General features: G+C 68.7%; 16 protein-coding genes and 1 pseudogene. 12 read left to right on the plus strand and 5 right to left on the minus strand.

Annotation, left to right across the window (positions count from 1 at the left end; all coding sequences use genetic code 11):
* The first annotated feature begins 60 nt into the window (after positions 1–60).
* Complete coding sequence (rpmI, locus tag AIF0345_RS06000; protein ID WP_043562785.1) at positions 61–255, plus strand: 50S ribosomal protein L35; 195 nt, start codon at positions 61–63, stop codon at positions 253–255.
* A gap of 30 nt (positions 256–285) precedes the next feature.
* Complete coding sequence (gene rplT / locus AIF0345_RS06005) at positions 286–666, plus strand: 50S ribosomal protein L20 (protein ID WP_043562783.1); 381 nt, start codon at positions 286–288, stop codon at positions 664–666.
* Positions 667–832: 166 nt separating this feature from the next.
* On the opposite strand, the gene AIF0345_RS06010 is transcribed toward rplT, so the two are convergent.
* The 3 genes from AIF0345_RS06010 to AIF0345_RS06020 all read right to left on the minus strand — a co-directional run bounded on the left by AIF0345_RS06010 (position 833) and on the right by AIF0345_RS06020 (position 3,989).
* Positions 833–1,366, minus strand: a complete 534-nt coding sequence (locus tag AIF0345_RS06010; protein ID WP_285297633.1) for a hypothetical protein — start codon at positions 1,364–1,366, stop codon at positions 833–835.
* A gap of 182 nt (positions 1,367–1,548) precedes the next feature.
* On the minus strand, positions 1,549–3,603 hold the full coding sequence (locus AIF0345_RS06015; protein ID WP_285297634.1) for a DUF6571 family protein: 2,055 nt from the start codon (positions 3,601–3,603) through the stop codon (positions 1,549–1,551).
* A gap of 170 nt (positions 3,604–3,773) precedes the next feature.
* Positions 3,774–3,989, minus strand: coding sequence for a hypothetical protein (locus tag AIF0345_RS06020; RefSeq protein WP_285297635.1), 216 nt, complete (start codon positions 3,987–3,989; stop codon positions 3,774–3,776).
* A gap of 208 nt (positions 3,990–4,197) precedes the next feature.
* Here AIF0345_RS06020 and AIF0345_RS06025 point away from each other — a divergent pair, with 208 nt between their 5' ends.
* The 3 genes from AIF0345_RS06025 to AIF0345_RS06035 are packed head-to-tail and all read left to right on the plus strand — an operon-like array spanning position 4,198 to position 5,521.
* A complete protein-coding gene (locus AIF0345_RS06025; protein ID WP_285297636.1) occupies positions 4,198–5,109 on the plus strand; it encodes a TrmH family RNA methyltransferase in 912 nt (303 codons plus the stop codon).
* 10 nt (positions 5,110–5,119) lie between these two features.
* On the plus strand, positions 5,120–5,290 hold the full coding sequence (locus AIF0345_RS06030; RefSeq protein WP_285297637.1) for a hypothetical protein: 171 nt from the start codon (positions 5,120–5,122) through the stop codon (positions 5,288–5,290).
* 33 nt (positions 5,291–5,323) lie between these two features.
* Positions 5,324–5,521 (plus strand): hypothetical protein, encoded by a 198-nt coding sequence (locus tag AIF0345_RS06035; protein WP_285297638.1) that lies wholly within the window; start codon positions 5,324–5,326, stop codon positions 5,519–5,521.
* Here the strand turns inward: AIF0345_RS06035 and AIF0345_RS16655 are convergent.
* A complete protein-coding gene (locus AIF0345_RS16655; protein WP_328514165.1) occupies positions 5,512–5,832 on the minus strand; it encodes a hypothetical protein in 321 nt (106 codons plus the stop codon). The two genes, AIF0345_RS06035 and AIF0345_RS16655, sit on opposite strands and share 10 nt — an antisense overlap.
* Here AIF0345_RS16655 and AIF0345_RS16660 point away from each other — a divergent pair.
* The 6 genes and pseudogenes from AIF0345_RS16660 to AIF0345_RS06065 form a co-directional block, all read left to right on the plus strand.
* A pseudogene (locus tag AIF0345_RS16660) lies at positions 5,797–5,964 on the plus strand (sensor histidine kinase); the annotation flags it as partial. The gene AIF0345_RS16655 and the pseudogene AIF0345_RS16660 sit on opposite strands and share 36 nt — an antisense overlap.
* A gap of 183 nt (positions 5,965–6,147) precedes the next feature.
* A complete protein-coding gene (locus AIF0345_RS06045) occupies positions 6,148–7,095 on the plus strand; it encodes a DUF418 domain-containing protein (RefSeq protein WP_285297640.1) in 948 nt (315 codons plus the stop codon).
* A gap of 152 nt (positions 7,096–7,247) precedes the next feature.
* Positions 7,248–8,057 (plus strand): amino acid ABC transporter ATP-binding protein, encoded by an 810-nt coding sequence (locus tag AIF0345_RS06050; protein ID WP_043562779.1) that lies wholly within the window; start codon positions 7,248–7,250, stop codon positions 8,055–8,057.
* A gap of 112 nt (positions 8,058–8,169) precedes the next feature.
* Positions 8,170–9,150, plus strand: coding sequence for a glutamate ABC transporter substrate-binding protein (locus tag AIF0345_RS06055; protein WP_268916707.1), 981 nt, complete (start codon positions 8,170–8,172; stop codon positions 9,148–9,150).
* Positions 9,151–9,215: 65 nt separating this feature from the next.
* On the plus strand, positions 9,216–9,869 hold the full coding sequence (locus tag AIF0345_RS06060) for an amino acid ABC transporter permease (RefSeq protein ID WP_273165833.1): 654 nt from the start codon (positions 9,216–9,218) through the stop codon (positions 9,867–9,869).
* A complete protein-coding gene (locus AIF0345_RS06065) occupies positions 9,866–10,732 on the plus strand; it encodes an amino acid ABC transporter permease (RefSeq protein WP_285297641.1) in 867 nt (288 codons plus the stop codon). The genes AIF0345_RS06060 and AIF0345_RS06065 overlap by 4 nt, the downstream gene beginning before the upstream one ends.
* Before the next feature lie 113 nt (positions 10,733–10,845).
* On the opposite strand, the gene AIF0345_RS06070 is transcribed toward AIF0345_RS06065, so the two are convergent.
* Complete coding sequence (locus AIF0345_RS06070; protein WP_285297642.1) at positions 10,846–11,352, minus strand: MFS transporter; 507 nt, start codon at positions 11,350–11,352, stop codon at positions 10,846–10,848.
* A 216-nt stretch (positions 11,353–11,568) separates the two neighbouring features.
* On the opposite strand from AIF0345_RS06070, the gene AIF0345_RS06075 reads away from it, so the two are divergent.
* The gene (locus AIF0345_RS06075; protein ID WP_285297644.1) at positions 11,569–12,783 is read left to right on the plus strand and encodes an ATP-grasp domain-containing protein; all 1,215 of its coding nucleotides are present in this window, start codon (positions 11,569–11,571) and stop codon (positions 12,781–12,783) included.
* The last annotated feature ends 976 nt before the right edge of the window (positions 12,784–13,759 follow it).

Here is a 13,759-nt window from a genome sequence, read left to right on the forward strand (position 1 = left end):
AGTCCGTCAGGGGTCCGCAGCCCGGACCATCCGGTCAGGGCCGAGAAGAGGATATCTACAATGCCGAAGAACAAGACGCACTCCGGTGCCAAGAAGCGCTTCCGGGTCACCGGTAGCGGCAAGCTCATGCGTGAGCAGACCAACAAGCGCCACCTGCTCGAGGTCAAGTCCTCCCGTCGTAAGCGCAAGCTCGCCCAGGACCAGCCTGTCGCCAAGGCTGACACCCGTCAGGTCAAGAAGCTGCTCGGTCGCTGACCGGTCCCACCACGTAGAAGGAGTCATCACATGGCACGTGTGAAGCGGGCTGTCAACGCCCAGAAGAAGCGTCGTACCGTTCTCAAGAAGGCCTCGGGCTACCGGGGCCAGCGCTCCCGCCTCTACCGCAAGGCCAAGGAGCAGGTCACCCACTCAGGCGTCTACGCCTTCCGCGACCGTCGCGCCCGCAAGGGCGACTTCCGCCGCCTGTGGATCCAGCGCATCAATGCCGCGGCCCGCGCCGAGGGCATGACCTACAACCGGTTCATCCAGGGGCTCGGCCTGGCCGGCGTCGAGGTCGACCGCCGCATGCTGGCCGAGCTGGCCGTCAACGAGCCCGACGTCTTCAAGTCCCTCGTGGAGACAGCCCGGGGCGCCCTGCCTGAGGACGTCAACGCCCCCGGGGCCTGAAGGTTTCCGCGGCATCAAGCCCGGGCCCGGATGCCGGGACAGTATCAGTCGCCATCAGTCGCTCGATGGCGCCGCGCCCGCATGGGGGCGGCGCCATCGCGGTGCGCGGGCGGCTATGGAGCCGGGAGAAGCGCGGGGCGTCCGAGGTGTTCTTGAGCGCGTCTTATCAGTTGTCCTGGGCTGATTTGTCGGTTGAGCTGTCGTCGGGGTAGACGGTGAATGCGTAGCCAGGTTCAGCGGCTATGGGCGGGATCTTGTCAATGACGGCCACGGCGAGGTCTTCGAGGGCCTGGAGATTGCTGTCGGGAGCGGGGGCCCCCGGCGTGTAGCTCTTGGAGACGACCAGGTAGTAGCCGCTGGGGTACTGCCAGGCCAGGATGGGCCTGTCGTCGACGTCCGGGGAGCTTCCGATGATCCAGCCCTGCCCCTCGTGGCCCGGCAGGGTGATCGGGTCGGCGTTGAGCTTCTCGTCCTCGGGCACAGATTCCTTGAGGGGCGACCAGGCCCAGCCGGCAGAAGTGTTCCAGTGGTCGTGATCGATGTACTCGATCTTGATCGTCTGCTTGTTGTCCGGAGATACCCTCGGGGAGATCAGAGTGCATTCCCACCGGTCAGAATAGCCGCCGTTACCACCGGAGTGCGAGTAGTAGGTCTGACCGGTGCGGAAGCTGAGGGAGTCATTGAGGACGCTGGCCGGCACAATGTCGCACAGGTACTCGTCTGTCAGAGGCGTGGGCGTAGGACTGTGCCTTTGGGTCGCCCAGGGCGGGGATGAGCACGAGCACAGCGCCAGGCATGCGGCCACTGCCGTCACTCGGGCCCGCCGGTGCAGGCTGCGCACCGATGAGACGCGATGGCGTAAGCGATCAGGCGCGAAGGTGCTCATTTGATAATGTCTTCCGGCTGGGCCTGCCCGCTTCCTGTGCTCCACCCGGTCTGAATGGCTCCGTCAAGACCGGTCATGGTCGGTTCTGAGCTGGAGCTCTTGATGACTGCGTTCCGCCAGTCGATAAAACTCTGCGCTGCGTTCGGGGTCATTGGATCCGGGGCTGTGATAGCTGGCTTGCCGTCCGCTTCTGAGTAGAATGAGAAGGGTCTGTCGTCGTTCTCGGGGTTGTGTGCCGCGATATTGAGTGTCGTGTCCTCCAGTTGTCCGTACCGGGCGGCGTCCACATAGGACTGGGCGCGCAGGACGTTCTGGATGTCGTCCGCATCGACGGTGTCGGGAACTTTCCAGTCCTTGGTGAGGTCGTCGACAATGAGCGGTTGAGCAATGGTTGACCCTGTGCTGTAGAGCAACGGTCCCGCCACGGCGAGGCCGGTGCCTCCGGTCGCGGCGCCCACCCCCGCGCTCAGGACTGTGGAGAAGACGCTCAGCGCGGTGCTCATATTCTTCTTGGCCGTGCCCTGGGCCGTCTTGTCGTCCCCCGCGCGCAGGGCGGCCATTGCGTCGAGGTACCCCATTGCTCCCGCTGCGGACTGGTACTGCTCATGGAGCTCGCTTTTTGGATCTGCGGAGCCGGGAACCGTGCTCTCGATCTCATTGCGGTAATACTGCCCTATGCTGGCGGCCACTGTCCCGGCGGCGTCCTTGTTGTCAATGACCCGGTACAGAAGGGTCTCGAACTCCTGATCCGTGACGGAGTCCTTAAGGCCGAGCTTGTTCTCCCCGCTGATAGAGCTGCCGGACGCCAATGCGTTGAACTCCTCGGGGCTGTTGCCTATGACCACGGCGAGGTTCCGCTTCATCCTGTCCGTCAGATCCTTTTCGGCAACATTATTGACGAAGTACGGGATGGTCTTGCCGGTCACCCACGTAGCCCGTGCGTCGGCATTAGTGATAGGGGCGCTCGGGTCGGTTGCGCGGCGGTAGGACGAGGCTGCGCCCAGGGCGGCGGTGAGTCCCTCAAGACCCACCTGGGGGTCCCAGGTGCGTTCCGTGAGCAGCTTCCACCGCTCCGCGCTTCTGTCTCCGGGCGTTCCCGAGGCATCGCCATCAGGGGTGAGGTAGGTCAGTGCCGCGTCGGGGTTGTTGCCCATCGCCATGGTCACGCCGTAGAGGGGATCCATGGAGGAGCCTTCGTAGGCTCCCCCGTACTTGACGTCCACTTTGGCTCTTGCGGAGGATACGCCATCGTACGAGTTATCTTCGAGTCTGCCGGCGAGGTCGACGAGAAAATTTGTTCCGTATACGGTGTCCGGCGTCTCGAGAAGGCCGTTGAGGGCAGATATCCTTCCCGTGTGACCTTTTTCCTCCACCGCGGCCTCGGCCTCGGAGGCCATGTTGAGCGGGTTTCCCTTGGCGTCGTAGATTGTGACCCCATCTTGTGAAGCGGCGGCGAAGACATGGCCAAGAATCCCCACGTCGTGAGCGGCGCCCTCGCTGTCGAAGCTCGCACTCGCCATGTTATTCGAGTCCTTGGCGGGCGTATAGCTCGTGTTGCGGGCCCCGAGCGCCTCGACGAGGTCCAGGTACTTGTCGACGCCCAAAGACGAGATATACGCAGCGGCATAGGTTGGAACGTCTTGATGCTTAGCGATCTCGTCGAGGATCTCACCATATGTGCGCCCTTTTGAGGACTTCCCGTCCCTGTTGCCGAGGGCCTCGGCAAGCTCGGCGGACTCCTCCTCGGCGTTGGCCACGGACTGGGAGTTGTAGGCCCTGACGTTGTCGACCGTGTCCGTGGAGTTCCAATAGGCCTCGACGTCGGCGGTGCCCTCAGGGGGGTCGGGCAGGTAGTAGGAGACAATGGTGCTGTCGGGGTTCGTGGTAATGCCGTTGGAGTTCAGGTCGATGGCCTCCTGGCGGCGGGTGCGCAACTCTTCCGCCAGGCTGTACAGAGCCTGGGCGCAGGCGCTGAGGGTCCCCGATGCCGTGCTCGGGTCCATGAAGCTTGGGAAGGGAGTGGGACTGGTGGCCAGGTCTACGGAGGGCACGGGATCATGGTTTGCTGCACTGGAGTCGTTGACCTTACTTCCGCTCGGTCTCGATTCCGTCAGCATGTTCGTTCAGGTTGTTGATGACGGTGAGCATGGCGTCAGTGTCAATCTTAATGAAGGCCATGGGAACCTTCTCCTCATTCTGGTCCAGGGGTGTGGCGGTGGGGTCAAGAGCTGGGCCAGCGCGCCTCGGGTGAGTCGTCAGCCACCGGAGAGGTCCACACGTCTTCGGCCAACCCGTCGGCAACCTTGTCGGCAGCGGTTCCGGATGTTGATGTCGCCTCAGCCAGCCTGTCGCGGGAGGTGATGGCCTGCTCCTTGACCGCCTGGATCGCCAGGAGCCGGGGATTGGTAATCAGTCTGGAATCGTCGTCTAGGTACATGGTCAGCAGGTCTCCTGCCTCGTTGAAGGACCCAGTCGCAGCAGTCCCGTCGTCAGGACCGAGGCCCGGCGCGCGGGGGTGTGCTCGACGTGGTCACTGGCCGTTATCACATCACTGCATCAGTACGTGTTAACAGTGCACCACCGGCTCCCCGCTGTGTCAAGGCCCTCAGCACCGCTTCCCTGGACAGCCTGAATAGGCTTGTCCCATGAGTTCCGCTGCCTCTGATGACGCCCCCGCCGCGCTTCCGCGCAAAGACGCGGCACGGCCCGCCCCGCGCCGGCCGGGACGGCCCGCCGACGCCGGGGTTGCGGGCCGCGACGTGCTCGCCAACCCGGCGTCGGACCGTGTCTCCCGGGTGGCTGGCCTGGCTCGCAAGAACGTGCGGGCCAAGTACCGCAGGTTCCTGGTGGAGGGCCCTCAGGGGGTGCGCGAGGCGGTGAGGTGCGCCGCCGACCGGGTCCTGGACGTCTACCTCACCGAGACCGCCCGCAACCGCCACAGCGGCATCTGGGAGGAGGCCCGGGCCGCGGGCCTGTACGTCCACCTCACCAGCGAGCGGGTCATGGCGGCCATGAGCGCCGACTCCCAGGGGGTGCTCGCCGTCGTCGCCATGGATGAGGCCGCGGGCCCCAGGGCCCTGGCCGCCGCCCTGTCGGGGGCGATGCTCGTCGTCGTGCTCACCGAGACCCAGGACCCCGGCAACGCGGGCGCCATCATCCGTGCCGCCGATGCCGCCGGCGCCGACGCGGTCGTGCTGTTGCGCGGCAGCGTGGACGCCACGTCCCCGAAGGTGGTGCGCTCGAGCGCGGGCAGCCTGTTCCATCTGCCCGTGATCACCGGCGTGACCCTCGACGACGCCATTGCCGCCCTGCACGAGGCCGACCTCGCAGTGGTGGCCGCCGACTCCCGGGGCGCCCTCGACCTGTTCGATGCCGACGTGGTGCTCGAGGGGCCGATCGCCTGGCTGCTGGGCAACGAGGCGCGCGGGCTGCCGCCCGAGGCTCTGAGCCGCGCCGACGCCGTCATCTCCATCCCCGTCCGCGGCAGGGCCGAGTCCCTCAACGTGGCCACCGCGGCGGCCGTCTGCCTCTACGCCTCGGCCCGGGCGCAGCACTGAGCGTCCCGCGATGAGTGCCGGGAAAGGCATCCTCATCGACCCGGACCTGCGGCTGCTGCGCTGGATGGTGTGGACGGGGATCGTGCTGCTGGTCCTGGTCGGCGGCGTCCCCCAGGTGCGGGACGCCGCCGCGCACCCGGTCGCGGTGGCGGCGCTGCGCATCGCCTGGGCGGCCACCTGATGGCGCCGTCTGGACGCCGATGCAGCCGGTGCCGTGGTCTTCCTCGTCGGCGGCCTCCAGGTCGCACTGCTCGGTGGCGCGCTGATGGCCGACGTCATTGTCCTGCTCGCCCTGTTCCGGCTGGGGGAGCACGGGCGCAGACGGCTTCGACCAGTCTGGCTGCTGCTCCTGACTGTCGGATGCATCGCGGCGGCCGTGAGTTGGACGCGGGGCGAGGAGACCTACCAGTAGAGCTTTCTCACGATCCTCCTGCTGACCTCGACCATGGGCCTGCTCGCGTGGGCCGGATGATCGGGCAGGGCCGCAATATCGCTTGGGCCCGACGACGCCTCCCCGGCCTCGGCCGCCCCGCTGCGCCCGACCCCGAGGCTCGCCGATCTGCCCGCCCTGGTGCGTCGGCCGCCGACGCCGGGGCGCCCGTGGTGCTGGATGCCCCGGCCGGTCCCGGCGGCCACTCCGATGCCGTGGTCGGCCTCGGAGCCTAGGCCCAGCTGGCCCTCTACCGGGTGGCGCAGGAGGGGATCACCAACGCCGTCAAGCACGCCTCCGATGCCGGCGGCATCCTCGTGGAGCTCGCCTGCGCCGCCGACGGCGTCGTCCTGCGGGTGAGCGACGACGACCCGCACGGCCGCCTCCCCGAGGGCGAGACCGGGGTCCAGGGGCTGCGCAGCCTGCGGCGCCGGGTCGAGGTCGCCGGAGGAGACCTGCGGATCGGCTCGCGCCTCAGGGGAGGCCGAGGACGGCGATCGGGTCCTCGCGGCCGCTCGCGCCTGCGACTCCGACGTCGTCCTCATGGATGCGCGCATGCCGCGTATGGACGGGATCGCGGCCATGCGCTCGCCCGCCTCCAGCCGCGGGTGCGGGTCCTCGTCCTGACCACCTTCGACCTGGACGACTACGTCGTCGAGGCGCTGGTGCTGGCGGAGTCCACGGTCAAGACCCATATCAACCAGCTCCTGCGCAGGCTCTCCACGAGGGACCGCACCGGACTGATCGTGCTCGCCTACGAGACGGGCCTCATCCGGCTCATGTTCGGTATGAGCATGCGATTCGTCTCCGACTCGGCGCTCAGGCGCGGTGCCTCGCCGTGGAAGGTGGTGGGAGGGCGGATGATCGCCCTGCTGGCGATCGGGCTGCTTCACTCCCTGGTGTACCCGGGCGAGGTGCTCAAGGAGTACGCCGTGGCCGGGCTCCTCATGCTGCCCATTGCGCTGAAGGCGCCGCGCCTGCTGGCGGCCGCCGTCGCTCTGGCGGTGGCCACGGTCCCGGCCCTCATCGCCCAGACGCATGAAGACGGTGACCCCCGGTTCGGGTACGTCGGCGGTATCGCTGGCGGGGTGCAGGCCATGCTCTACATCTGCCTGATGGCGCTGGCCTGCTCCTGTCGGATCCGCAAGCCCCTCATCGCCTTCTTCGAGCCCCTGGGGAGGATGGCGCTGACCTGCTATGCGAGTGCCAGCCTCATTGTGGCTCCCATCGGCCTGGCGCTGCACTGGAAGGAGAGCCGCGACGTCGCGCCGCTCCTGGCCGTGGCCGCACTGGTGCTGATCGTCCAGTCCACTGCCGCGCGCCTGTGGCTCAAGCACTTCCGCTACGGCCCCCTGGAGTGGGCGTGGAGGTGCCTGACCTGGTGGACACTGGTGGACATCCGCCGGCCGGCCGTGCCCCACGGCAGGAAGCCGGCCGCCGTGATGTGCTCGGAGTTGCGCGGGGAGAAGCCTGTGAAGACGCAACGGAGGCACGGAGACTACGTTAGGCCCGGGCCCGCGTCTCAGCCTGCGGGCGCTCCTTGGCCTGATGCGTGACTGCGGTGTTATCGTCCTCGCGTCGCGGAGCCGCCCCGGGGCCGCAGTCGAATGACGTCAGGAGGAATGCAGTGCGCATGTGGATGTGTTGCTGTCAGTGTCGCTGAGACACCTCTGCACCCATCCGCATCTCTGACCGAGACGAGGTCCTCGTGTCCGCTTCCGCGCTCTCCTCCGACCAGCCCGCCTCCAGCACCGACGGCGCAGACGACGTCAAGAACGGCGCCCGCCCGCTCGTGCGCATCGACCATGTGAGCAAGTACTACGGCGACTTCAAGGCGCTCAACGACGTCTCCCTCGACATCCTCCCCGGCCAGGTCGTCGCCGTCATCGGGGCCTCCGGCTCGGGCAAGTCGACCCTGTGCCGCACCATCAACCGCCTGGAGACGATCCAGGAGGGCTCCATCGAGATCGACGGCGAGCGCCTGCCCGAGGAGGGGCGCGAGCTGGCCCGCCTGAGGGCCGAGGTCGGCATGGTCTTCCAGTCCTTCAACCTCTTCCCGCACCGCACGGTCCTGGACAACATCACGCTCGCCCCTGTCAAGGTGCGCGGCATCTCCCGCGGCGAGGCGGAGGCGACCGCCCGCGCACTTCTGGAGCGAGTGGGTCTGGCCGACCAGGCGGGCAAGCGTCCGTCCCAGCTCTCCGGCGGCCAGCAGCAGCGCGTCGCCATCGCCCGCGCCCTGGCCATGGACCCCAAGATCATGCTCTTCGACGAGCCCACCTCCGCCCTGGACCCGGAGATGATCACCGAGGTCCTCGACGTCATCAAGGACCTGGCCACCTCTGGCATGACCATGCTCGTGGTCACCCACGAGATGGGTTTCGCCCGGTCCGTGGCCGACCGCGTCGTCTTCATGGACTCCGGCCAGATCGTCGAGTCCGGTGCGCCGGCCGAGTTCTTCTCCGCCCCCGTCACCGACCGCGCTCGCGACTTCCTGTCCAAGGTGCTGAGCCACTGAGCTCGGCCTCGGAGACCTCCGTACACCGCCCCTCGACCGGGACGCCTCCAATCATCGTCTCGGGGCCGCCGGCCCCGCCGACACAACCCGTTGTGACGAAAGGAACCCCATCATGACGACTCTCTCCCGCCGCACACTGCTACAGACCGCAGGCGCCGTCTCCCTGGCGTCGGTCCTGGCGGCCTGCGCCGACACTGGTGCCGACGGCCGGGCCGTCTCCAGCAGCGGAGGGGATGCCGACTACGACGCGGTCATCAGCTCCGGCCCCGTCGCCGCCGACGATGTCGTAGCCGCCTCCACCTGGGCGTCGGCCATCAAGGAGGCCGGTGTCTTCAAGATCGGAGGGACGAAGACCGCACCGGTCTTCTCCTCCGAGGACGCGACCACCGGCAGGGTCTCCGGCTTCGACGCCGCCCTCGGCCAGATACTGGCCCGCTACATCATCGGCGGCGACGACGCCCGCGCCCTGCTGGCCATTACGCAGGTCACCCCGGACACGCGCGAGACTGTGCTTGAGAACGGCAGCGTGCAGGCCGTGATCGCCACCTACTCGATCACCCCCGAGCGCGACAAGAAGATCGATTTCGCCGGCCCCTACTACTCCTCGGGCCAGGCGGTGCTCGTGCGGGCCGACGATGAGACGATCACCGGCGTGGGCGACCTGGCGGGCGTCAAGGTCGCCGTCCAGTCCGGCTCCTCCTCGATCGCAGCGCTCCAGAAGGCGGCGCCCAAGGCCCAGCAGAAGCCGTTCGACGACCACAATGGCTGCCTGTCCGCGCTCAAGACGAAGCAGGTAGACGCCTACGTCGTCGACTACACGCTCCTGCTCAGTGCGATGCAGGCCAATGACGACATCAAGATCGTCGGCGACCCCTTCACGGAGGACCCTTACGGCATTGGCCTGCCTCAGGGATCGGACGCCAAGGCCTTCGTCGACGCCTTCCTCCAGACGATCTACGACGACGGCACCTGGGAGGCGATCTGGAAGGCGACCATTGGCGCCGTCACGGGAGGCGATGCTCCCCGGCCGCCCGCCCTCGGCTCGGTGCCGGGCTCCGAGACCGCCGGCGCCTCCTCCTCTCCGGGGGCCTGACTCGGCTCGCTGCGGGAGTCGTGTCTGGCGGCGTCCCATGCGCATAATCACCTGAGGAGACGGCCATGTCGATCATTACACACAACCTCGGAGCGATCGGGGCCGGTCTGGCGACCACCCTCGTCATCGCCCTGCTCGCCTACCTCGGCGCGCTCGTCGTCGGCACGCTCATCGCCGTGTGCCGCGTCAGCCCGATCCCGCCCCTGCGGGCCGTGGCCGTCGCCTGGGTGACGCTGGCCTGCAATATCCCGACCCTGTGTCTCATGATCCTGCTGGCCTTCGCCGCGCCGCAGGCGGGCGTGCACTTCTCCCTGTTCGCGGCGGCTGTGGGCGCGATCCTCTTCGTGGGCTCCGGATATGTCTGCGAGACGGTCCGCTCGGGCATCAACTCCGTCGCCAGGGGGCAGATCGAGGCCGCCCGCGCGCTGGGCATGCCCTTCGGGCTCATTATCCGTGCGGTCGTGCTGCCCCAGGCCCTCGCCCGTACCGTCCAGCCGCTGGTCAATATCTTCATCTCCTGCCTTATCGGCTCCGCCCTGGCCGCAGCCATCGGGGTGCGCGAGCTCACCAGCATCACCCAGCAGCTCAACTTGGAGTCCGGGGAGGCCGTTGTCATGTTCCTGGTGTCGGGCCTGATCTATCTGGTACTCGCCTTCGGCGCGACCAAGCTCGGGGGCCTGCTCGAGCTCCGTCTTGCGAGCGGGGAGGCACGAGCATGAGCTCTACTCCCGACATCGTTCGCACGGCGCGGCGCGTTCGGCCCGGACGGGCCGCGGACGCCGATCTTCTCTTCGACGCTCCCGGTCCCGGGGGACGACGGCGCATCGCCATCATCTCCGGCATCGCGACCCTTGTCGTCGTGGCGCTGGTCGCCGCGGCGCTCCACCAGCTCGCCCTCGAAGGCCAGCTCGCCTATCCCAAGTGGCGCTTCTTCCTGGGACGGTCGATCGTCCTGTTCCTGGGAAGGGCGCTGGAAGGAACGCTGGCCGTCACCGCGGTCTCCGCGTTCCTGTCCTTCCCCCTGGGGATTCTCCTGGGCTGGGCGAGAATGGGCGCCGGCCCGGTCGGGCGCGCGGTCGTGGGGACGTGGATCGACATGATGCGGGCCGTGCCCATGCTCCTGCTCATCTACTTCTTCCTGCTGGCGGTGCCCCGCTTCGGCCCCGCGCTGCCGTCCTTCTGGATGCTCACCATCCCCATTGTCATGTGCACCTCGGCGACGACGGCGGAGGTCTTCCGCTCCGGGGTCCTGGCGCTGGACCGGGGGCAGACCGAGGCGGCCCAGGCCTTGGGGCTCAGCCGGGGGCAGACGATGCGCCTCATCCTCGCCCCGCAGGCCCTGCGGCTCATGCTGCCTACTCTGGTCACTCAGCTCGTGACGATCCTCAAGGACTCCTCACTGGGCTACGCCGTCTCCTACGCCGAGCTCATGTACGCCGGGAAGGTCCTCATCACCAGCACCGCGCAGAACTACAAGCTGGATGTCTACGTGCCCGCCTACATCATTATCGCCCTGCTCTACGTGGTCATGAACTGGTCGCTGGGCGCGCTGGCCCGCAGCATCGAGGCGCGCACGCGCTGACCACCCACCGCGTCGAGATCGGTCCGGTGGCTCACCGCCCTGAGCCGAGCGCCTTCATAGGGGCGCCCGGCGCGGGGTCCGGGGCGAGGCTCATGACCGGCTGCAACAGCCGGTCATGAGCGCCGGGAGCCCGAGGCCGCCCACGGGCCGAGCGTCACGAGGGTCGTCCCCAGCGCCAGCAGGCTGACGCCCCAGGACGAGGGCAGGGCCGCGAGCAACGGGCCGCCCACAATGCCCGTCAGGGTCGAGCCCGCGTACATGAGGACACTGGCGAGCGCCGACACCCTCCCACGCGTCGAGACGGTCAGTTCCTGAAACAAGCTCATCATGACTGGGAAGAGCGCTCCGCCGCCGACGAAGGCCCCAGCGAGCAGACCGATCCTCGCCCAGCGGACTGGACTGGCCGCGACCACGGCGTAGACGAGGACGTAGCAGGCCGAGCCGCCCAGCAGCGCGCGCCCCTGCCCCACGCGCCGCACGATCCGGGGCTCCACCAGGGCGCCGGCGGTCCCGACGACGAACGGGTCGGAGGTCGAGCGTACCGCCAGCGGGCTCCCGGCCGGCACGCCGAGGAACTGGGCGATCGTCAGGCCCGCCGTCGCCGTCGCCATGGCCGGCACCGCCCGCTCCTAGGGCACGACCTGGGCGGTCGCCGCCCAGACCTGCGGGGCGGCAACCGCCGCGGCGACGCCGGTCGCCAGGCGCAGCACCAGCATGGAGGTGAACGACCATCCGGCTGGGCAACGGCTACCGCGACTACGACCAGGTCGGTATCGAGCGGGCCCGCCGTGTGCACTCCCTCGTCGCACCGACGGCAGCCCGGTAGGCTCCCTTCCATGGGCCATGAGCGGGTGCTGCTGTCGGAGGGGTCGAGCCTGACGGCCCGCGAGACCATGACGGTCCTGGGCTCCCGCGGAGTCGGCGTGGAGGTGGCCTCCGCGATCGGTCGGCCGCTGGCCTCCTTCAGCGTGTGGTGCCGAGCGGTGCGCAGGGTCCCCGCCCCGGGCTGTGACCCCGTGGGGTATCTGCACGCCGTCGACGCCCTCCTGGCCTCGGGCAGGTACCGGGCCCTGCTGGCCACGCACGAGCAGGCGTGGCTGCTGGCCGCCGGCAGGAGGTACCTTCCTCACGCCTCCGGCCGGCTCGCCGTCGCCGGGGTGTCAGCATTCGAGCAGGTGCAGTCCAAGATCGCCTTCGCCGGCGTGTGCGACGAGCTCGGTATTCCCCAGCCGGCCTGGCACGAGGCGCACTGCGAGGCGGACCTGGACCGGATTGGCTACCCGGCGTGGGTCAAGGCCGCCTACTCCACGGCCGGTCGCGGAGTGGCCCAGGCCAGAACGCGTGCCGAGGCGCTCTCGGCATGGCGGGTCCTGAGGTCTGACGGCGCCGCGGTCATGGTTCAGGCTCCGGCGAGGGGCGCCTACCGGCAGGTGGCCGCGCTGTTCGACCACGGTCGGCTCATCGCGGCCGCGTGCAGCGAGCGCATCGGCCTTGGCGCGGGCGGGTCCGCGGCGGCGCGCCTGTCAGTGAGCGACCCGGCCGCGGTCGACGCCGTCTCCCGTCTTGGCCGGCGACTGGCCTGGCACGGCGGCCTCACCTGCGACTACTTCGCCGAGGGCCCTGGACGGAACATGTTCATCGAGTGCAACCCGCGCACCACCGAGCCCGGCAATGCCGCCGCGGCCGGGGTCAATCTGCCGATGCTGACCATTGCGCTCGCCACGGGCGGACGGCTGCCCCGCACGCCGCTCATCGCCAGGGCCGGGGTGCGCACCCGCTCGACCATGGCCCTCGCCCTGGGCGCTGCCGAGCAGCAGGGGAGCCGCCGTGCCGTGCTCGGCGTGCTGGGCCGCGCCCTGGGAGGCTGTCCGCCTCTTCAGTGCAGCCGCGAGGTCCTCACCCCCGTGGGCCGGGACCCCCTCAGCCTCGCCCCGGCCCTGGCCGTCGTCGGTGCCCTCCTCGCACGGCCCCGCACTGTGACCGCCCTGGCCGACGGCGCCGTCAACGCCTACGCGGTCACGCCCCGCACCATCGACCGGCTGAGTCGCTGAGGCCGCTGACCCAGGCGGCGCCGTGACGAGCCCCTGCGCTCCCCGCCTTCTCCGCCCCCGGTGCGCCGGAGCCGTCCAGTGCACCTCTCGGGCCCAGTCCTCCGCGATCTCGTACGCATGGTCGAACCAGAAGTCCTTCGAGCGCGCGTAGCCATCGAAGTGCGGGTCGCCTGCGTGCATCTCGGCGATACGCAGCCTTGTCGCGGCGTACTCATCCCGCGCGCTTTGTCGCCCGCGACGCCGGGCAGCGCGGTTTGCAGGGCCCGCCGATAGAGTCTTTGCACATTCGGGCCGCCGACGGCGAGCACCACGAGCGACTTATGCGGGGGGCATCGACATGGCGGGAGCGTAGCCGCGCTGAATAAGCGCGGAAAGCGTATGAGGGTATGAAGTGCATGCGGTCCCCTGCCGCGGCTCGCGGTCGCGTCGAACTGGCGGCATTCTCGCTGGACTGCTCCGTCGCCGCGCGGCTCCGGGTGCGCCAGGAGAAGCTTGATCGTCATCACGGGAAGCACCCAGGCGATGTATGGAGGCAGCACAGCTCCTGCGAGTGGCGGCACTATATCCCATGTCATCAGGAGCACAGTGGCGGTGGCGTAAGCGATCGGAGAGCGCAGAGGCGGCGGCGCGCACCGGGCTGCCGCGCAGGACGCGACCAACCCAATATAGATCAATATAGAACTGGATCGCTATCGTCATCGAAAATAGCGGAAATACCGCAGCCGGCACCAGAGTGTGAATGTGCGCCGCGCAGAAGATCAGGCTGCGCCGTGCCGACTGCTCCGGACAGTGGAAGCGCCGCCCCGCGGTCCGCGCCGCATTGACCACCGCTCCGCCGCACAGGTCGAACCCCATGAGCGCGAGGACCGCCGTCTGCAGCGCGGACAGATCCGCGTGGAGCGCCGGCACGATCACTGCGATGCTTCCGCACAGCGCCGCCCCGTACCCCGGAGCCGTCTCCGCGCCCGTGGCGCCT

This window comes from Actinomyces israelii, assembly GCF_030253495.1.
Taxonomy (GTDB): domain Bacteria; phylum Actinomycetota; class Actinomycetes; order Actinomycetales; family Actinomycetaceae; genus Actinomyces; species Actinomyces israelii.